The sequence below is a fragment of the Mesorhizobium sp. C416B genome (assembly GCF_030323165.1).
Classification (GTDB): Bacteria; Pseudomonadota; Alphaproteobacteria; order Rhizobiales; family Rhizobiaceae; genus Mesorhizobium.
This window is the reverse complement of record NZ_CP100471.1, coordinates 2,830,578-2,848,113: the sequence shown is the minus strand read 5'-3', so window position 1 is coordinate 2,848,113 and position 17,536 is coordinate 2,830,578. Positions and strand designations below refer to the sequence as shown.

Below are 17,536 nucleotides of genomic sequence, written 5' to 3'. Positions count from 1 at the left end.
CGAACGCAGCAGGCGCCCCAGATGAAGGAAGTCGGGCTCGACAAAAAACGCGATCAGACCAAGGATAGCTTGATCCGACCCAGTGTTTGGTTTTGGCATAGCTTCGCTCTCGGTTTGAGAGCGACGACGAGGAAGATGGGGATCGAAGCACCAACTGACCATCGCCACTCCCGGTTTAAGGGTGTGGATTTGACCAGATGATCCGCAATTGCGGCGGGGCCGTTCCCCCTTGGACTGCGGCAGTCCGTTGCCGGAGGCCGAGCTCGCTATCTGATTAGAAGGCTTTTTAGGCTTCTTCTTTGTGCATGGGATTTAGTGTGTGCCCTGTGTATCATGCAAGAGGGTAGCAAAAATATTCTCGCTCAGTCCTTGGCGGGAGGCATCTCGGGAAGGTTGGCAATGCGAGTGCAACTGCCTGAACCTGTTGCAGCTATTTACAGGGCTGTGGAGCTTTTGGAGGCTTGCTATCCGGGTCGAAAATTTACTCCGGATGGGCATCTCGTTGGATCGATAGGAGAGGTGGTCGCCGCCGAGGCGCTTGGACTTACCCTATATCCGGGCTCTCACCCCGGGCATGATGCCTTCGACAAAGATGGCGATGTCCAAATCAAGATGACCGGAGCCAAATCGATTTCGCTTTACGACACCTGCAACCGGCTCGTGGTCTTGCGCGTGGTTTCGCCTGAGTTTGCCGAGATAGTGTACGACGGGCCGGGCGAGCCAGCATGGCAAGCCGCGGGACCGGTTCAAAAGAATGGGCAGCGAGTCATCCGACTTAGCAAGCTTTTGGCGATAGCAAAGATATCTGCGGCCGCAAGGGAATCTTCGGGCGAGGAGATTGCCATCTAATCGCAGGCAGATTCTTCATTTGTTCCCGAGATTGAATAGAAGGGTAATTTTGAGATTTGTCCTGCTATGGTCTTAAGTGTAACTTCGCCGTAGGTGTCGGCGACCGTCCGAGCTGCCTGACCCTGTATCGCGTCTAGAATGCGGGGAGGGATACCGGCTTCCATGCCAACTGTTTTGAAGCGGTGACGCCAACCGTGGTTGGGCGCCACATTCGGGTCTGGCACGAAGGTTCGGCCGAATTCGGCGAGGCGGTTTTTCAAGCCGCGCAGAGCCCCGCGGATGTTTTCAGACGGATCGACTTTCAAAAAGAGATGTCCACTTGGAGCCTCTTGTACAAAAGCAGGGAATCCAAGGTCGATCACCTGCTGATGAAGGGGTACCTCGCGAGCTTCATTGGTTTTGACCGTACCGGCCTCGGGGGTGATTCGAATGACCCAAACACCGCCACGCAAGGTCACATCCTGCTTTCTCAGCTGGGCCAATTCGCCGACGCGAGCACCTGTAAACGCACACAACCACGGTATCCAACGCTTCGCCGCAAAGGTCTTCGCATTCTCTTGCCCTCGCTGATGAGATAGCGCGCCAGAAAGGATCGTTTTGGCCTCTTCATCAGAAAAGCCCTTCGATCTATGGCGAGCAGGTTTGCCGACCTTCAAGGTCACACCCACAGCTGGGTTATGAGCTACGACTCCGTTGGCGACCCCCCAGCCGAAGACGACTTTCAGAGCCGAGAGATTGCTATCCTTAAACGTCTTGGCGGAAATTATCTTTCCGGTTTTCGGCGACGGTGTGCTCAGTCGGTGATCTTTGAAGGCAATAATATCCTTGGCCGTAACCTTCGATGCATCGTTGTGTTTCAGAAACCGAGCAAGATAGGCAAACGCATCTCTGTAGCTCTCATAGGTACTCGGTTTTCTGCCCGCTGCCTTGCTCTCCTTCCACCAGCCGTCCACGAGCCCAGTCAAAGTCGCTGTGTCAGTGCTCTCCTTTGTCACCGCCGTCTTACGCGATCGACTGTCGGTTGACCGAGTATCTGTCGAGCGATGAAGCCACTCGGGCTCCTCTCCGGGCTCAAACTCGCCGCGTTCAAGCTTTTGCAGCGTTAAGCTGGCTCTCTGCAGGGCGGCCCCCACTGCACGTGCCGTCTTGTCGATACTCCACGAATCGTCGCTGAAGCTATTGCCAACAAGAATGTCCTTTGCCCGGCTGACGCACCCGGCCCGCATCGACTTCCAGAGTACGTTTTCTATCGGCATCTTTCCCGGAACGGGATCTGCGATACCTTCCACGCCCGGAACAGGATCAACTGAGGGCAGGGGATACTTTGTCCACATGCCTTCGTAGAGATCGGTGTGCCAGTGAAGCTGTTCACTCGGATTGTCGCGGAACCTTGCAATCCATTCGTCATGGACGGTTTGGGCAAAAACATGCGCCTCACGGTCTGTTATGAGACGTGGTGTGCCGTCAATGCCACCGTTAGGGTCGTCTCTTCGTGTGAGGCTGCCTCCGAGACGAATCCGCGCCCACTCGCGCTCAAATTCAGCGAGCACCTCTATATATTTCCGCTTGGCCTCCTCGGGGTCTTTTGTACCAAGGGTCTTGATGGCTTCCTTGCGACCCGTCAGCGCGGTTATGTCCGCTGGTACTCGCTTTCGGAACCAGTAAACGCCGGTCTTAGGATGTTTTGTTGGACGGCTCATAGCTAGGACCATGTGTAACACCTGTGTGTATCACTCGGGTAGCCCTAAGCATTTAATTTTGCTGGTTTTTCAGCGGCATCAACACCTTAGGTGGGTGATGGTGCCCAGAGGCGGAATTCAAGTGAAGAAAATCCCGTTTTGCTTTCAGATACTTAGGCGAATGTTAGCCGCATCTGCTACCAACATAAATACCAACAAAATATTCCTGTGGATTGGTTCGGTTCCTGCTATTTCTCTCAATGCCTTGCACCTGCACCTTGTCTCTTCCGGTTTAGTCTACATCCTTCTTGGTCATACCTCATCATGCGGGGTCGAGTGAAGACCACGGCTGGCCAAGACGACTTAATCAGAACGGATGGCCATTGCGCTCAATATCGGGATCGCTTTAGGCGGTTTCTGAAAGCCGACATCGTGCGAAGAACAGGTGGCTATTTACGGGTCCTGAGACCTTGGCCCATACACCGCTTTGTAGGGTGGACGCGGCGCAACGAAAAGCGCGGCCAGCCGTTCCTCATGTTGCTTGACCAGTGAGGCAGCAATAACAGGTAACTCTGCGGCGGACCGGTGTAGTCGTCGAGGTCGATCGGATTAGACTTCATAGGTGCTCCGTCGACGCGTAGTAGACGGTCTCGTCCTACCAGCAGCCCAGCTTGGCCCAGTGCATTCTGGCTTTGCAGGCGCATGGCGGCAGAAATGATCTCGCGCCAGTGCCTGATACCGCCCTTGGCGATTTGGTCCTTGGTGAAGGCGAACTCCAATTCAACGCAGCCGAGAGACAGGATGTCGATTTGATGTCGGTCAATTGCGTAGCAGGCCATGGCATCGACCAACGCTGTCATATAACTGGCATAGTAGGATCGGCGCCTCGGAGGTGCCGGGCCACATCCCACCCGCTTGGGCCGTCCCCAAGTCTGATATCTGTCAGGAGAGCCACAACTCGCTCCGGCTCACGATCGAAAGTCGCAATCGCTTGAAGGCCCTTTTAAGCCGGCGACCACCTCGAACCCGGCCTCCCGGAGAGAGTTCTCGACGTCTCCACGATCAGCACGGAACCCGATGACATTGAAAGCCTGCTTCGTGCGCCCCAACAGTTGAACGGCTGCGAACTCTTAAGGTTCCTAGCGCGCAATAGCACTCGTTAATCCGGTGGAAAGCAGGTTGTGATCCAGCCGTTTCGAACAGGTTGCGGCAGGCGAAAAGGATTGAGGACAGCTGAACTTTGCGCGCATCATCGACGCACTGACCATTGGCCTTCGTCTCCTCTAGGCAGCGGGAACATTAGCGCCAACTAAAAGTTGGGAGCAAACACGAACAGGTTCTTGATGGCACATGATCATTCTTTCAAAATGTTGATCCGCAAGCTCCAAGCCATCTCGGAACTCGCAGAATCAGACATTGCGACCTTGGGGAACATCTCGATTCAGGAGAAGAGATATCAGGCCAACGAAGACATTCTGCGCGAGGGCGATAAGCCGAGCCTTTCGTTCGTCGTTCTTGAAGGCTTAATAGGGTCGATCAAACTAACCGGGGAGGGGAAGCGTCAAATCTCCTCCTTTTTTGTTCCGGGCGACATTCCCGACCTGCATGGTTTGCATTTGTCGGTCATGGATTGCACTTTCACCCCTCTCATGCCCGCTAGGGTGGGCTTCATGCGGCACGACGAACTTCGCGCCGTTTGCGACCAGCACTCTTCGATAACGAGAGTGTTTTGGCGCTCGACGGTGATCGATGCGGCGATCTATCGAGAGTGGGTCACCAACGTCGGTAGGCGCGACGCCTACTCGCGTATGGCTCACATTCTTTGCGAACTCATTGTTCGCCTTCGCTCGGTAGGCCGCATTGAAGATCATGTGGCCTATCTCCCCATTACGCAGGCTGCACTTGGCGACGCACTTGGCCTCTCTACCGTGCACGTGAACCGAGTGCTTCAGGACCTTAGACGCGACGGTCTGATATCCACCGTTGGCTCGCGTTTTCATGCGACCGACTGGGCAGGGCTCGTTCGCGCCGCAGATTTTGACTCTACCTATCTTCATCAAAGGGCTGCGCAGACGGGTGCCGGTTTCTGATCCTGCTGGGTCGCTCATGATCCGTTGAGCCCTCGCGATCCTCAAAACCGAATCTCCTGTAGAACCCGCACTCCAACAGGAATGTCGATCACCGCTTGAGAACTGGACCGCAGACTTACCTAGCGACGGCATGGCTTCTCAAAGATACGACCTCAGGAGGGACTCGACGAAACCTGAGCGGTGTTTGACGCGTTCACTGGCCAACCAGCCGAGGCGTGGGGCGCTCCGGCTAAATATCTGGACGGGGAATATTCCCGCGATTTTGTAAGCCTTCTGACCGTGTCGACCTCAAGCGAAGTTTCGCCGGGGGGTAATCTCTAAAGTGCGACTGCCATGGAACACGTGCCGAGCGCCGGAGAGTGTCCAATTCCCCGGTCTGTGCATCCCGGGCACAAGCTCAGCCATAGTGGAGACGCGGCTTTGGCAACGTTCCTATAAATTGAACCCCAATTCGGTCGTTCCTGCGCCACCGCAGGACTGCTTGGTAGGCAACGCCGTCGGTCGGCACGTAAAGCACGAACCGCTCAGGGACACGCGCTTCCACCGGGACTTTGAGCTCAGCTCCGCCACTGTTTTGGTTCCGAATGGTGCAACTGATCTCGGAGTTTGTGATTCCGCTGATGATTGAGGCGCCTTTAAGCACCCGCTGCCTCCGTTCGCGGCGATGCTCTTCATCAACCATGTGACCTCCATCGGTCACCCGCGGCCCTATATGGTACGCGCACCGGCGAATAACTGTCCATCTAGGTCGTCGCTCGTTAGTGTCTCACTTTAAAGTTTGACGACGGAGACGGACAGCATAAATGCCCGTTGCGCCGGTGAATTCGCAACGCGAACAGACCCGAATGGTCCCGTCCAGCGGTGTCAATCCGGCAGCAGCATCTCCTCTTCATCGGCCGCGGCCTCGAACAGCAGCCGGAAGTCGTTACCGGGCATTTTGCCATCCATCGCAGATAGGCAAGCCTCGGCCGCCAGCCGCCACTTGGGGCCACGATTGGACCACTTTAGGAGCTCCTCGGCGGCGGCATCAACCCGGTTGACACCAAGGCGAAGCCCCGGGCGCTCAGTCTTCACATAAACCGGAGGGTTGAACCAACGGTGGGGCATCACGCCTCTCGAACGTCAAAGGCGATGAACAGTCCCCAAACGGAGGCTGATTTGACGATCATTTCGACTAACTGGCAGTCAGTTTCGAGAAGATCGCCGCCGCGCTCACGGACCGCTACAATGGTCGCTTTGACGGAAATAATGTCGCCGGGCTGAGAGCCCAACAGGACCTCGCGGACCAGCTCCTTGGCCGTTTGCTGCGTAGGCCGAACAGGTGCTTGAATGTCCATCCCATCCTCCCAGAGAGATAGAACCTCAATCAGCTATTCTGTGGGTCACTTTCCGAAAAAGGCAAGAGTCGGAAACGTACAAAGTAGGTTCCCGCAAACACCGCCCTACGATGGCTAAATCCCGCGACAGGCGCTGATTTGCACCTCACCGTGTCAGCTGCCGACGCGACCATAAGGAGCGAGGGCCCGCCTCTCTCCCAAGTTCTCACGGACGAACGCGGACAACGGTCTTGCCCGCGCGTCGGTCCGTTGAGTTGAAGGTGCCGATGGCATCATCCAAGCTCGAAACCTTGCCGATGTTCGTCCGCAGTCGTCCATCGCGGATCCGCTGCACTATCTCAGAAAGCTGGGCTCGATCAGCCTCGACGACGAAGTCAACCGCCAAGCCGTCTGCAGGTCGAATGTCCGTTGGTCCAACGACTGTGACAAGGATACCTCCGGCCCGGACGAGCGTTGCGGATCGCTTCTGGACATCGCCGCCGATGACATCGAACACCAGATCGACGCCGCCGACATCTTCAAGGGTGTCTTTTGCGAGGTCGAGGAATTCATTTGCACCGAAGTCGAGCGCTTTCTGGCGGTCGGCGGCCCGCCCGGTGCCGATCACATAGGCTCCAGCCTCCCTGGCAAGCTGCGCCACCATCGAACCGACGGCACCGGCAGCGCCATGCGCGAGAACGCTCTGCCCGGCCTTGATGCGGCCATGCTGAAACAGCCCCTGCCAAGCGGTTAGGCCGGAGATCGGCAGGCTAGCGCCCACCGTAAAGTCGACATCGCCGGGCAGCGGCGCGAGGTTACGGGCCTCCATGGCAACATACTCGGCGAGGATGCCGTCGCGATGCCAGTCCGCGAGGCCGAACACCCGCTGACCGATAGAAAGCCCTGTGGTGCCGTAGCCGAGCGCAGTGACCACACCAGCCAGTTCGTGGCCGAGGATCGAAGAGGTCCGGTCACGGAAGGCTCGGTCGGCCCACGTCGAGGGCCACTCCAGTTCGGTGTTGACGAATCCTGCCGCATGAACCTGTACGACCACGTCGTTAATTGCCGCCCGAGGCTCGGGCAACTCCACCAACTTCATCCCGGCCGTTCCTGCAGTCAGGTCCGTCGCTACGATTGCTTTCATGGGGCGTCTCCTCACCGTTGGGGTAAATTGCGGGCGCGGAGGGTCTTCGATGTCTCGCGCAGAGTTGGCGTTGAGTTCATCGTTGGCGACCGCGAGCGGAAGCTAAGCAATCTCGTCGGATTCTTCCAGCACGGGTAAACTTGCGTTCGTGAACACCTATGCCCTCGCAATTTCACACACTTCAAGCATGTGGAACAAAAGCAGATCAAATACGTTGTGCCGTTCCCAACACGGAGAGCGTCATGCAAACTTCACCCCGAGCCAAAAGCGCAACTATCAGCAAGGATCCTGACGAATGGACGACTGGTGACGAGCCAATGACTCCGTCGCAAGCTTCCTACTTGAAAACATTATGTGAGCAGGCGGGCGACGACAGAAGCTACGCCGAAGATCTAAGCAAAGCCGAGGCCTCGAAGCGAATCGACGCGCTAAGGAGTGAGCTCAAGCTCTAAAGGCGCTGGGAGAGACCTACGACAGGTTGAAGGTCGCCAGTTTCGCGGTATTTGGCCTGTGATCTGGACGGTCCAAATGGTGAAGGTGGTAGAGTTTGCTAACGATCTTCCACTCTCCTGCGATCTTGAGCAGGGAAAGATAGTCGTGAACCTTGTGGTTCCAAATTCGTCCTCAACCTTCACAGTGGCTGCATCGCCCGTAATGTCGAGCGATGCGACTGTCCAGTTGGGGCTGGTGTTCGGCGGCAAGCCCGCACCCATCACCTCGCCGACATAGGCATCGACACTCAGCCATGGAGCTCGAAGAGATCGCGGCTATCTACCCGCTCTATCAGCAAACCGGGTATGGGCGGAAAGTGGGCGTAGGCCGACCATGTGGTTGTCGACGCCGAGATGCGCAGTGCTGGTATCGGCGCCAAACTGATGGGGCGGATCGAGAAGGAAGCAGCGCGTTTCGGCTGCGACATCACCCGCATCTCGATACGAGCGCACACACAAATTCTACAGCCTAAACGGTTAGGCCGATGATGCGCTCGTTCTGGTCAGCCACTGAGTGCGTGGGCCGAGGCAGAGTTCCCACAATATGCTGCGCACAAAGTAGCGACAGAGCGGGCCTAGAAGCGACATAGCGCCGGGTGTGAACGCGAACGCAGCCGGCGCCCGAATGCGTTCAGCGAGCGCCGTCGCGTCCACCTTGCCTTTCTTTGACGGCCCTGTGTTCAGCTTCCCACGGCAACGCGTGGAAGTCGGGCTGGTGCCCCGCTTCACGGTAGCCAGCCTGAGTGAGTAACTTGCTTTGTCCCGCTCCACAACGCAAACAAACGGCGGATTCCCCAAGCACCTATAAACGCCTACAGCTTTTTCCATGCGACAGGTGTGCTGCGGGTGCTCGAAGATGTCGTCCTTCATTGCGATGACAGAACAGGGAGCGAGGACAACTCTTTTTTTGATTGCAGAGAGAGTCTGAGCGGGCTTACTAGTGAGGGGTTTGCCATCGCTTTGAGGGAGGCTGCGATGGTTGCAACGCCCATAGATATCGCTCAAGCGGCCACTACGGCCACCTTGCTGATGCGCCTTCGTCAACGTCATCGCGATGACGTGGCGCGAGGCTGGGAAGATGCCGACCCTTCTACTGTTGCCGTCTCCCGTACGCCTGAGTGTCAATGGCGCGATTTAGCCAAGGCCCTGGTGCACGATTGGTTCGAGCTGATCGAAACTGGCTTGGTGGATTGGATCGTCAGCAAGTAGCCGCTGCCCGCCAGCGGCCCAGCAGCCGTCTGCGGGACTTTGCAGCGGGCGCGCTGGGCCTGACCGGTGGGGCGGTGTGGTATCCGCCGGCTGGCGAACATATGCGCCTCCTCCCAACGCCAGCGAAACATCCAAACGAACGAGGCGATCTAACAGCGATCTCACCGTCCAGCCAACACATAGGCCTACAGCAAAGGCTTATAATCGCTGAGAGAACGAAAATGGCCGACGCCATGGTTGGGGAACCCGGGTGGGTAGGCGCCGGCCACAAGCGGAACAGGCCCGCCGCGCCACACACATGGCTGATTTGTCATCACGTGGTTATGGTGTGATCGCGTAGGGCTAGACCAGCGGAACCTAGTAAACGCCGCTTATTAAGCGATCCTCGACGCGATCGTTCATCGCCACGACGACCTGGGAAACTTGACGGTTGCAGCCCTCTGCCATGTCGAGCTCAAGTCATGAACATCGGCCCTCCGATCATGAGCAGGCATGCGCCCATCCTACCATATCGCGCTGCCGGTATCGCAAGGCGCCGGCAGCAAGGGGGAGGCGACCAGAGCCGATGTGAAGGGACTAGGCAGCTAATATTCGCTTGCGCTAATTTAAATGTGCCGTAACGTCAGGCTCAGCCTTTTTGGGGAGGCACAACGTGGGGAGTATGATGAGAGTAGCTGTGTTTTGCGCGGCGATCGTGATCGCTGTGACTGGTGTCGCTGTTGCCAAGGAGAAGAAGGTGGTGGTGAGTGACGCCACGGACCTTTGCTCTACGAAGCACTCGGCCAAGAAGCAGGTGCTCGAGCTGGACTGCAGGCCGACCGGAACCGCCAAATTGCCGGCCGGTGGAACGCCGGAAAAGCCGCGCCTCGGATACGACACCGATCCCTGGCTGGTTAAAGGCCTTTAGACACTAGGCGATGGCAACACAGCGCGGCTAAGGGGATTGTGCGCTGGCGGTGAAGCCTTCTTTGTTCATCGGTGGAACATTGTCGCCTGGAAACGCTTCGGACGGTGCACTGCCCCATCAGTGCAACGTTCCCTTCCTTGTTTGCACTGGCCGGCTGCCGAAAGGTGGCCGGCTTTTTTTGTATACAAGCGCAACCTGATGTTTGGAGCTTGTTGATTGGACAGCAGCGAGTGGCCGCTGCTGGCTTAGCGTCCAGGATTAGAATCTGTAAAGGCGAGATCACCAAGGCAGGGATGACCAGACTAAATAACGGTTTCGTCTGTTAGCCGCCACGCCGACGATAATTGAATTCAGAAGGGAGTCGGCCCGGCTGCCCAACATCAGGGTGCAAAAGACAGCCGGGCCAAGGCTGGAAAGAGTTCCGCTCCAGCCCAGCCGTGCCCGGCACGATACGCATCGCACCTGGGCGCAAGCGGTACCAATGGCTCGCCTATTCCGCCGCGCCTTTTCGGCAGGAAACCCTCGGCCTCATCACAATGGAGGGCGACATTCGCAGCGCCCTATGGAACCATCCAGAGTGACATAGGCTGTTTCATGAAACTTCCTGATGACATCAGGAGGCCTGTTAAGCATGCCAGTTGTTCGCGCTCGTAGCTCAGATGCAGGTTGGAGCTCTGCCTAGTGCACCAGTATCGGAAGCGAGAACTAGGAACCGGGAGTGCTGCGGATAGATTGCCGCAGTCGAGCTTTCATCAGAGCATGGCAAGGGCTGCCTTTCTCTCCACGTTGGCGGTCGTCCTGCTGCTCGCGCTATTGCCAGACCACCTGCTGCACGCCCTCGGATTGGCCTTTACGTCTCATCACGACAAGCTCAACCACGCCGCCGCGTTCGCCACCTTGTCGGCTTTGGGTAGCCTCGGCTGGCCCCAACAGGTGGTCCGGCTGGCGGTTCTACTTGCTTTAACGGGCGCAGCGATCGAAATCCTTCAATGCGTCACAGGGCGTGACATGAGTGTCTTCGACTGGTTTGCCGACTGCGCCGGCATGGCATACGGGCTGAGAACTATGAGCTGGGTAAAGGAGATTCTGGGCGAACCGGTTATTTGATCGCCACAGGCTCCGCCTTACCGCCGCCGTCTTGGCCCCACTTGCCAGCCTCACGCCGGGGCGCCTTTCGAACCCTCGCTTTTGCCATTCAATTCCGACGCAAAGGTCAATAGCAAGGCGAATAGGTTTCAGGGCCGCTCACCATTTAGACTTAGGTCCGATTCTTTCGCGCAAATGGCCGTAGCCGGAAACATTTCTCCTTCTACTTTGTTGCAGTGGCCGTGCCGCTGAGGAGAACATGCACAGTGCCTCTATCAAATGAACTGCGCGACGTACCTTTAGAATTCCAATGCCCCTCCTGTTCACGCCCTATGGTGAGAAGGGGATCCTGGCTGAAAACGATTGCCGGTTTCAAATGCGATAGCTGCAGGTCCAGAGTGCGGCTCGGCTACGAAGAGAAGCTGGCCATATTCGACCGGCACCTTAAGCGAGGCGCGCCGGATCTGGGCCGACGACCAATGGAGTGGGATCCCGGCAACGGTTCCTGAGAGTGTGTCGGCAATTCAAGCTCCAACTGCTTGCGGTCTGCCGCAAGTCCAAGCTTTCATCTGGTCGCAAGGTCAGGAGGCTCTTTCGTCCATACGGAACCGATGATGGCGAGAGGTTTCGATGCGCTCGGAGCACCGAGCAGGTCGACACGTTTCTGGTAGCGACCACCAATCTCTAGCTGACCGCTTCCACGTTCTGACGAGGTGCGAGCAACTTGATCTTCTATAGTCTTTTTCGAGCCAGCATGCTCGCCGCCTCTGCGATACGGTCTCCGTAAGCATCGGCGACGAATGATAGCGTCGACAGGTCGATAATGAGGTCGTCGATCGCGCCCGCCAAGACACTGGACCCGCGCCCAAATTGATGCACCAGCGCCCGCACTTCCTTAAGTGCCGTCGAGGCTTCACCCGCATCCAGCAGCGCCTCGATGTCATCGAAAACCTGCATCCCGACCCTCCCGCTTTAAAACGGTGGCAATTTCGCGCGAAAAGAAAGCGCCTGCCAAGGTGCTCACGCGCGAAGGCGGCTATTCAGACAACAAGAAAGACCCTGGTGGCCCAACGATGAAGGGCGTCCATGGAGGGCGTTCAGCGAGACGCAACTGAGATTCGGCGCGACATTAAAGGACGGCGATGCTTCAGCCGCGCTCTCTTACGAGCAATCCGAGCAGCGCCCAGCCGCCAGCCAATCGAAGATGTACGCCAAGACCGATAAGCTGGCGGAGCGTTTTGCCGAGACTGAAGACGCGGTGAATCGCTCAGCGAAGACATGACCGAGGTGGAGGCGGTCTCTGCCGAGGTGACCCGGTGGAAGTTGATGGGCCTCGGCGCATTGGGCGTCACTGGCATGGCAGCGGCGGCGCTCGCCTCGCTTAGTTACGCCCTGTTGGTCTATCTGGCGCGTGCTGCGCGGCGGATGACGAGCAGGCGGCATAGTCGACAGGCTCTCAAGATGACTGGTGATGTGTGATGATCGCGTCGACGGGAACAGCTTTGCGATTACGCACGAGTTCTTATCAGTTATGCTCGGTGTCAGGCGGCCCGGCGTCACCATAGCGCTGCAAACCTTGGAGGGCCAAGGTCTGATACGCTCAATGCGAGGAGAGGTAGTCATTCTTGATCGCGCGCGTCTAATTGCGCTGGCTGATGGGTCATATGGCAGGGCTGAAGCCGAATACGCTCGGCTAGTCGGCAAACTGCATTGACGGCAGACGCCGCCCGCGTGCACAGTGCCCCTGCAACAGCGCCCGCCGGCTGAGCCACGGGTGTTTTTGCGTCAGGCGGGAACATTCCCGCTCTGAGGCTGTTTGGCTACAACCGGCTCGTTCTTCAGCGGTCCGTGCCGGTGACCAAGATGCGTCCCTCACTCGTCATGGGATGGCCCGCGCAGCCTCGGAAGCAGGCGCGGGCCATCCCATCAAGCCCTAGCCCCACGGCAGGGGCTTTTTGCTGTTCGGATCTGATGCGGTCCTGGCGGGAGTAAACACTGTCACTCCGTGCCGAGGCGAGTTCCTCCCGGAAATGGTGCATGAGCGCTCGCTCTTCCGCCAGACATGATCGGAGCGACCGAGCCATTTCGATACAAACGGACGATTTTATTGCGTAATCTTTGCTCATCGTCGCATTCAACTCGCGCTGAGTCTGATTGTTCCATGAGCAAGACCGCCCGGCTGTTGAAAACCGAGCGACTTCTTTCGTTTGCCGACTTAGCTATTGCGCAAGAGCAACACCCAAACGTGAGGTATAGCTCCCTCAGCGCCTCTGGTTGACAATCGTTTCGGCCTGAGATTCCGACGAGCTCGGTGCGCCGCTTGATCTCGCCGTTGAGACGTTCGATCGGATTCGTCGAGTGGAGCTTGGCGCGATGTTCCTTGGGGAAGGTCATGTAGGCCAGCACGTCGGGCTCGGCGTCGTCCATGATTGTCGCCAGCTTCGGCACCTTCGGCCGGATCTGGTCGGCGACGGCGCGCCATTGTACGGACGCGGCCTCGGGCGTTTCCTGGGCGAAAGCGGTGGCGATGAAGGCTGAGACGACCCTGCGGCCGCTCTTGCCGGCATGGGCCAGCACGTTCCTCATGAAGTGGACGCGGCACCTCTGCCATGTCGCGCACAGCACCTTGGTGGCGGCCCCCTTGAGGCCTTCGTGAGTATCGGAGACGACGAGCTTGACGCCGCGCAGGCCGCGACGTGTCAGCTTGCGCAGGAACACTGTCCAGATCGGCTCGGCCTCCGAGGTGCCAATCTCCATGCCCAGGACCTCGCGCCGGTCGTCCGCGTTGACACCGACGGCGATGATAACGGCGACCGAGACGATCCGCCCACCGCGGCGGACCTTCAGGTAAGTGGCGTCGATCCACAGGTATGGCCAATCGCCCTCGATCGGCCGCTCGAGGAAGGCCTTCACCTTCCCGTCGATCTCCTCGCACAGCCGCGAGACCTGGCTCTTGGATATGCCGCTCATACCCATGGCCTTGACCAGGTCGTCAACCGACCGGGTCGAGATGCCTTGCACATAAGCTTCCTGGATGACGGCGGTTAGCGCCTTCTCGGCCATGCGGCGCGGTTGGAGGAAACCTGGGAAGTAGCTTCCCTTCCTGAGCTTCGGGATGCGCAGCTCGACCGTGCCGGCCCGCGTCTCCCAGTCCCGGTCGCGGTAGCCATTGCGCTGGGCGAGCCGCAGCGGGTTCTTCTCGCCATAGCTGGCGCCGGTGGCCGCGCCCACCTCCATTTCCATCAGTCGCTCGGCGGCAAAGCCGATCATCTCCCGCAGCAGATCGGCATCCGGGGTCTTCTCCACGAGCGTGCGCAGGTTCATCATGTCGTCGGTCATCGGTGGTCCTTCCGAAATGGGTTGGCGTCAACAACCAAACCCTACCGGAAAGCGCCGATGACCACCCACACCCCGCTCGCTCGCTACAGCGCTGCTAACGGCGCGCTCGTGAGCGGCTTCGCTACCGCCGAGCTACACCACCTGATGGGACATGACCTTTCATTTGCTTTAGGAACAACGCGTAAATGGAAAAGTTGGTCCACCGCAGCGCTCGTGAGGATGCCTTACCGCTGCCGGCCGGCGGCAAAGGGTCCGGCCCGCGCTTTCATTCCTAGTGTGACGTGGCCCTGAAGGCTGCCAAGTTGTTCCTGCCTCACTGATCCAGTTCAATTGGATCGTGATCTGGTTGCTCGTGCCACATCACCTGGCGGAAATCGCGTTTGTCGACCTGCTGACCGCAGATCGGGCATGCGTGAAATCGATCGTCGCAGTCCTGCGGTTGGTGTGGCTTGCCGGGGATAGGCGGTCCAAGGTCGGCTATTCTAGCCATGCGCGACCGAATAAGATGCTGCGGCAAAGTTCCGTCAGTTTGGTTTTCTCAGTTGGTGAAAGACATCGCACCAAAAGCGGTAGTCATCTGGTCGACCGTCGAAATGCGCCTCCAAAGCGCAGTGCGCCACGGCGGTCGGTGCTTCCATCCCATAAAGTTCGATCGCAGATTGAGCGGCCTGATCTCTGTCGACGAGATCGGCAATCTTCAAAGCGGCGAAATCAGCGCTCTGGATCGCGAGCCTCCGTGGACCAAATATTCCCAACACCTAAGGGTGACTATATGATCCCCTCATGGCAACTCTGCGGTACGACGAAAGGCAGGAACCGGATGGGACGTGGACGGTATTCGACGTGTTCACCGGCCAGCCGGCTATTGTAGCGGGCCACCCATCTGTCGACCTTCCCGACATGGAGTATGCCGAAGAGCTGGCCGCCATCCTGAATGCCAACGACCTGAAGCAGAGGCTATCTCACGGTAGGTTCCCCGGAGGGTTCGCCTGACCGAAGTGGCATTAGCCCCCGGTCGTATTGCCCATCCAGGTTGGTTCGTCCGATCCGAACAAGCAATTGTTATTGATCTACCGGCTACGACGGTTTTAAGTCGACTCGCCATTGCTTTTCGTAGGGAGGACGTGATGGGCAACGTGGTGCCAATCTGCAAGGCCGCGCCTTGCGTGGAAGTGGTCGGAGCCAGTGGCGAATGGGTCGTCCGCATCATTGAAACTGACCAGGAAATTACACGCTCATTCGCCCTGGAATCGTTCGCACTGGCCTTCGCAGAAGGCCAGCGGATACGCCTGCATCTCGACAAGGTTGTGCGGCTTTAGGACCCTCCTGCGGCTGGGTACCCTCAGGGCCGCGACGGTGATGGCCGATTGTTCCATTGCTGGTGAGGCTTGCGGTGTGACGTCTCTGTCGTCAGCCCGCGCGGCCGGAAGGGCGGCAGGCTTTTTATTGGTTGAGATCGAGCGGCTCGTGATCGGGCTGCTCGTGCCACATCACCTGCCGGAAGTCGTGTCGGTCTACCTGCTGGCCGCAGATGGGGCACGCATGGAAATGCTCCGGCCAGTCAGCGTCATGTGGCTTGCCGGGCTTAGGCGGTCCAAGGTCAACAATTTTCGTCATCACCAACGAACACGGCGACCCGGCAAAAGTTCCGGGGTGTGTGTGTGCATGCGTTCGAAGGCTGACAACAAGACCCCCACGCCGGAAGGTGAATGATGATCGCGACGCTAGCCTAGCCATTCCCCAACGGCTCGGACAAATCCGGTTCCCGGCGGCGTTCCCGTCGTTCTTCAAGGAACAGCTTCGGTGTGCTCGTCCCACTCAAGGGGCGTTGTCCCGCGCTCTTGACGAAACTTTCCAAACTCCTTGCGCAGGTCGGCAAGGTCCAATGCCCAAAGATGCTCACTGCTTCCGGGGTTCGACAAAGCGCTCACCAGTTCCGTCCGCTCTCTCGGAATTAAGTTGGCTTCGCGGTTGAGCCTTCAAGGTGGCATTGCGAGATAATTTGCTCGCTTGCTAATATGCCTATATCTTAGGCAGAGGAGTGGGGGTCTCATATCTTCCCGCAGTGGCCGGTGCGGTTAAGCCCCACAAGCACCCCCAACTGCACCGGCCATCTCCCACGGCTGGGTATGGTCTTTGCGCTCGGCATATCTTTTCAAGAGCTTCCGTGAAGCCTGACGCAAATTTGTTGCTGCTGCGAGCCGCACCCCCCGTTTGGCGGAGCTTCGTATATCTCTCGCTGTACGACGATCTTATCCGAAGTGATTAGGCGAGCTAGGCGCTTCAGCGAGCTGCCACTACCTCGTAGGCGTCCAAAGCTTCTTGGTGTGCCGATGCCGAAAAGCAACCCAGCGGCCGGTCCATAAACGGCCAGCAAGTCGAAGTCCTGGGCTCCATCCGTAGGATGGGTCGACGAGCGGGTCGAACAGTGGCGCGCGCGCCCCCGAGAGGAAGAGGGAATGTCTTATAACGGAGCGTCCGCAAGTGTCGGACGCTGACCGGGCTGCCCAGCGCAACCCTGCTGAACCCGACGCTTTGGTGTCACTTCCAAGTATACCCTGATGTGCAACAACAACATATGCGCAAATCGAAAGCCGTCCGGCTTACCGGTCAAGAACGGGAGCGCCGCTAAGACGAAAAAGCATCTCGCTGTAGGGTAGCCGAGCAAGGATCTTGCCGTGGTTGGCAATTGCCGCAGCTGTCATTCCTCTACATAGGAGACTGACGCCCCCTTGGGTTCGTTGGCAGATGGCATCCGGACTGTCAACGAGATGCAGATCCGGAACCCCATATACTATGGCAGTTACACCCTCAGGAATGGCTCCGATCGGTTGAACTACCAATATGCGCACACCGAGCAGCCACCCTATGATAATGGCGGCTACGCAATAGGGCCAGGCGCCAAGCGCCACCATCAGGAGGGAAGCGGTCGTGCCGACCATGTCTCGCGCCTGAGCGTCGCGGGCGCCGCATCAAGGAAGCGGGCTACAGCGCTGCGGCCTGATACTGGACTCCCGGCTTCAGACGATGCATTCTCGCCTCGGGGAAGGGATCATGGGCAATTCTGTTCATGCCAGGAGGTTGCAGAGGCGACGGCCTTGGTGGCGCTCGCTTTTCCGCTATCGTCTCGCCGCCGTTCTGGTGATGCTCGGGGCGACTTCCGCGGGCTATCTTGCAGTCGGCGACGATCGGCACGAGCTGCCGCGCGTTCACCATGGCGGCGATTCGTCGGCCAGCAACGCGGCTGTCCGCGAGGCGGGCTGCGATATCAAGGGCAACATTAACGAGCGCGGCGAGCATATCTACCATATGCCGGGGCAGGAATATTACTCTGCTACGCGCGTCAACCCAGCTCGAGGAGAGCGCTGGTTCTGCTCACAATGGGAAGCGTGGTGGGCGGGCTGGCGGAAAGCGAAAGTGTAGCGA

23 protein-coding genes and 2 pseudogenes are annotated in these 17,536 nt (G+C 58.2%); 15 read left to right on the top strand and 10 right to left on the bottom strand.

The features are described 5' to 3' along the window. The first annotated feature begins 399 nt into the window (after positions 1 to 399). Positions 400 to 849 carry a DUF6998 domain-containing protein gene (locus tag NLY43_RS13950; protein ID WP_023712898.1) on the top strand — a complete coding sequence of 150 codons (450 nt, stop codon included), beginning with the start codon at positions 400 to 402 and terminating at the stop codon, positions 847 to 849. On the opposite strand, the gene NLY43_RS13945 is transcribed toward NLY43_RS13950, so the two are convergent. Both NLY43_RS13945 and NLY43_RS13940 read right to left on the bottom strand, forming a co-directional pair. After that, positions 846 to 2,561: a DUF6538 domain-containing protein gene (locus tag NLY43_RS13945; protein WP_023712899.1), complete on the bottom strand. Its 1,716-nt coding sequence runs from the start codon at positions 2,559 to 2,561 to the stop codon at positions 846 to 848. The genes NLY43_RS13950 and NLY43_RS13945 overlap by 4 nt on opposite strands. Positions 2,562 to 2,977: 416 nt before the next feature. Then, positions 2,978 to 3,388 carry a patatin-like phospholipase domain-containing protein gene (locus NLY43_RS13940; RefSeq protein ID WP_023712900.1) on the bottom strand — a complete coding sequence of 137 codons (411 nt, stop codon included), beginning with the start codon at positions 3,386 to 3,388 and terminating at the stop codon, positions 2,978 to 2,980. 483 nt (positions 3,389 to 3,871) lie between these two features. Here NLY43_RS13940 and NLY43_RS13935 point away from each other — a divergent pair, with 483 nt between their 5' ends. Continuing rightward, complete coding sequence (locus NLY43_RS13935; protein ID WP_023699539.1) at positions 3,872 to 4,618, top strand: Crp/Fnr family transcriptional regulator; 747 nt, start codon at positions 3,872 to 3,874, stop codon at positions 4,616 to 4,618. A gap of 397 nt (positions 4,619 to 5,015) precedes the next feature. Here the strand turns inward: NLY43_RS13935 and NLY43_RS13930 are convergent, their stop codons facing one another. The 4 genes from NLY43_RS13930 to NLY43_RS13915 form a co-directional block, all read right to left on the bottom strand. Further along, a complete protein-coding gene (locus NLY43_RS13930; protein ID WP_286460937.1) occupies positions 5,016 to 5,300 on the bottom strand; it encodes a PilZ domain-containing protein in 285 nt (94 codons plus the stop codon). Positions 5,301 to 5,482: 182 nt separating this feature from the next. After that, positions 5,483 to 5,725: a DUF982 domain-containing protein gene (locus tag NLY43_RS13925; protein WP_023669677.1), complete on the bottom strand. Its 243-nt coding sequence runs from the start codon at positions 5,723 to 5,725 to the stop codon at positions 5,483 to 5,485. Continuing rightward, positions 5,725 to 5,955 (bottom strand): hypothetical protein, encoded by a 231-nt coding sequence (locus tag NLY43_RS13920; RefSeq protein ID WP_023669678.1) that lies wholly within the window; start codon positions 5,953 to 5,955, stop codon positions 5,725 to 5,727. The genes NLY43_RS13925 and NLY43_RS13920 overlap by 1 nt, the downstream gene beginning before the upstream one ends. Before the next feature lie 205 nt (positions 5,956 to 6,160). After that, on the bottom strand, positions 6,161 to 7,078 hold the full coding sequence (locus NLY43_RS13915) for an NADP-dependent oxidoreductase (protein ID WP_286460936.1): 918 nt from the start codon (positions 7,076 to 7,078) through the stop codon (positions 6,161 to 6,163). Positions 7,079 to 7,320: 242 nt separating this feature from the next. Here NLY43_RS13915 and NLY43_RS13910 point away from each other — a divergent pair, with 242 nt between their 5' ends. Next, a complete protein-coding gene (locus NLY43_RS13910) occupies positions 7,321 to 7,530 on the top strand; it encodes a DUF3072 domain-containing protein (RefSeq protein WP_023712903.1) in 210 nt (69 codons plus the stop codon). A gap of 16 nt (positions 7,531 to 7,546) precedes the next feature. On the opposite strand, the gene NLY43_RS32825 is transcribed toward NLY43_RS13910, so the two are convergent. Beyond that, complete coding sequence (locus NLY43_RS32825; protein ID WP_245264092.1) at positions 7,547 to 7,663, bottom strand: nuclear transport factor 2 family protein; 117 nt, start codon at positions 7,661 to 7,663, stop codon at positions 7,547 to 7,549. Here NLY43_RS32825 and NLY43_RS32820 point away from each other — a divergent pair. The 5 genes from NLY43_RS32820 to NLY43_RS13885 all read left to right on the top strand — a co-directional run bounded on the left by NLY43_RS32820 (position 7,607) and on the right by NLY43_RS13885 (position 10,792). Then, positions 7,607 to 7,807 (top strand): hypothetical protein, encoded by a 201-nt coding sequence (locus NLY43_RS32820; RefSeq protein WP_023713853.1) that lies wholly within the window; start codon positions 7,607 to 7,609, stop codon positions 7,805 to 7,807. The two genes, NLY43_RS32825 and NLY43_RS32820, sit on opposite strands and share 57 nt — an antisense overlap. Before the next feature lie 98 nt (positions 7,808 to 7,905). Continuing rightward, the gene (locus tag NLY43_RS32580; protein ID WP_352496840.1) at positions 7,906 to 8,058 is read left to right on the top strand and encodes a GNAT family N-acetyltransferase; all 153 of its coding nucleotides are present in this window, start codon (positions 7,906 to 7,908) and stop codon (positions 8,056 to 8,058) included. A 486-nt stretch (positions 8,059 to 8,544) separates the two neighbouring features. Next, a complete protein-coding gene (locus NLY43_RS13895) occupies positions 8,545 to 8,778 on the top strand; it encodes a hypothetical protein (RefSeq protein WP_050591009.1) in 234 nt (77 codons plus the stop codon). A gap of 664 nt (positions 8,779 to 9,442) precedes the next feature. Continuing rightward, complete coding sequence (locus NLY43_RS13890; RefSeq protein WP_156936204.1) at positions 9,443 to 9,685, top strand: hypothetical protein; 243 nt, start codon at positions 9,443 to 9,445, stop codon at positions 9,683 to 9,685. A 732-nt stretch (positions 9,686 to 10,417) separates the two neighbouring features. Next, the gene (locus tag NLY43_RS13885; RefSeq protein WP_245267889.1) at positions 10,418 to 10,792 is read left to right on the top strand and encodes a VanZ family protein; all 375 of its coding nucleotides are present in this window, start codon (positions 10,418 to 10,420) and stop codon (positions 10,790 to 10,792) included. Positions 10,793 to 11,503: 711 nt separating this feature from the next. Here NLY43_RS13885 and NLY43_RS13880 read toward each other — a convergent pair. Next, positions 11,504 to 11,728 (bottom strand): hypothetical protein, encoded by a 225-nt coding sequence (locus tag NLY43_RS13880; protein WP_023712906.1) that lies wholly within the window; start codon positions 11,726 to 11,728, stop codon positions 11,504 to 11,506. Between NLY43_RS13880 and NLY43_RS32575 the strand changes: the two genes are divergently transcribed. The 3 genes and pseudogenes from NLY43_RS32575 to NLY43_RS13870 all read left to right on the top strand — a co-directional run. Then, on the top strand, positions 11,671 to 11,886 hold the full coding sequence (locus tag NLY43_RS32575; protein ID WP_348626047.1) for a glycosyl hydrolase 108 family protein: 216 nt from the start codon (positions 11,671 to 11,673) through the stop codon (positions 11,884 to 11,886). The two genes, NLY43_RS13880 and NLY43_RS32575, sit on opposite strands and share 58 nt — an antisense overlap. A gap of 163 nt (positions 11,887 to 12,049) precedes the next feature. Continuing rightward, positions 12,050 to 12,250, top strand: coding sequence for a DUF1515 family protein (locus NLY43_RS32570; protein ID WP_023712907.1), 201 nt, complete (start codon positions 12,050 to 12,052; stop codon positions 12,248 to 12,250). After that, a pseudogene (locus tag NLY43_RS13870) lies at positions 12,237 to 12,485 on the top strand (helix-turn-helix domain-containing protein); the annotation flags it as partial. The gene NLY43_RS32570 and the pseudogene NLY43_RS13870, both read left to right, overlap by 14 nt. Before the next feature lie 581 nt (positions 12,486 to 13,066). Here the strand turns inward: NLY43_RS13870 and NLY43_RS13865 are convergent. Beyond that, a pseudogene (locus NLY43_RS13865) lies at positions 13,067 to 14,110 on the bottom strand (IS256 family transposase); the annotation flags it as partial. A gap of 524 nt (positions 14,111 to 14,634) precedes the next feature. Continuing rightward, positions 14,635 to 14,868 (bottom strand): Y4oE-related protein, encoded by a 234-nt coding sequence (locus NLY43_RS32815; RefSeq protein ID WP_084561226.1) that lies wholly within the window; start codon positions 14,866 to 14,868, stop codon positions 14,635 to 14,637. A 25-nt stretch (positions 14,869 to 14,893) separates the two neighbouring features. On the opposite strand from NLY43_RS32815, the gene NLY43_RS13860 reads away from it, so the two are divergent. From NLY43_RS13860 to NLY43_RS13845, 4 genes are all read left to right on the top strand, one after another. Further along, a complete protein-coding gene (locus tag NLY43_RS13860; protein ID WP_023713153.1) occupies positions 14,894 to 15,103 on the top strand; it encodes a hypothetical protein in 210 nt (69 codons plus the stop codon). Between the two features lie 134 nt (positions 15,104 to 15,237). Further along, entirely contained in the window at positions 15,238 to 15,429 is a 192-nt protein-coding gene (locus NLY43_RS13855) for a hypothetical protein (protein ID WP_023672259.1), read from the top strand. Between the two features lie 40 nt (positions 15,430 to 15,469). Next, on the top strand, positions 15,470 to 15,823 hold the full coding sequence (locus tag NLY43_RS13850; protein WP_155922557.1) for a hypothetical protein: 354 nt from the start codon (positions 15,470 to 15,472) through the stop codon (positions 15,821 to 15,823). A gap of 1,341 nt (positions 15,824 to 17,164) precedes the next feature. Continuing rightward, positions 17,165 to 17,533 carry a sunset domain-containing protein gene (locus NLY43_RS13845; RefSeq protein WP_023750018.1) on the top strand — a complete coding sequence of 123 codons (369 nt, stop codon included), beginning with the start codon at positions 17,165 to 17,167 and terminating at the stop codon, positions 17,531 to 17,533. The last annotated feature ends 3 nt before the right edge of the window (positions 17,534 to 17,536 follow it).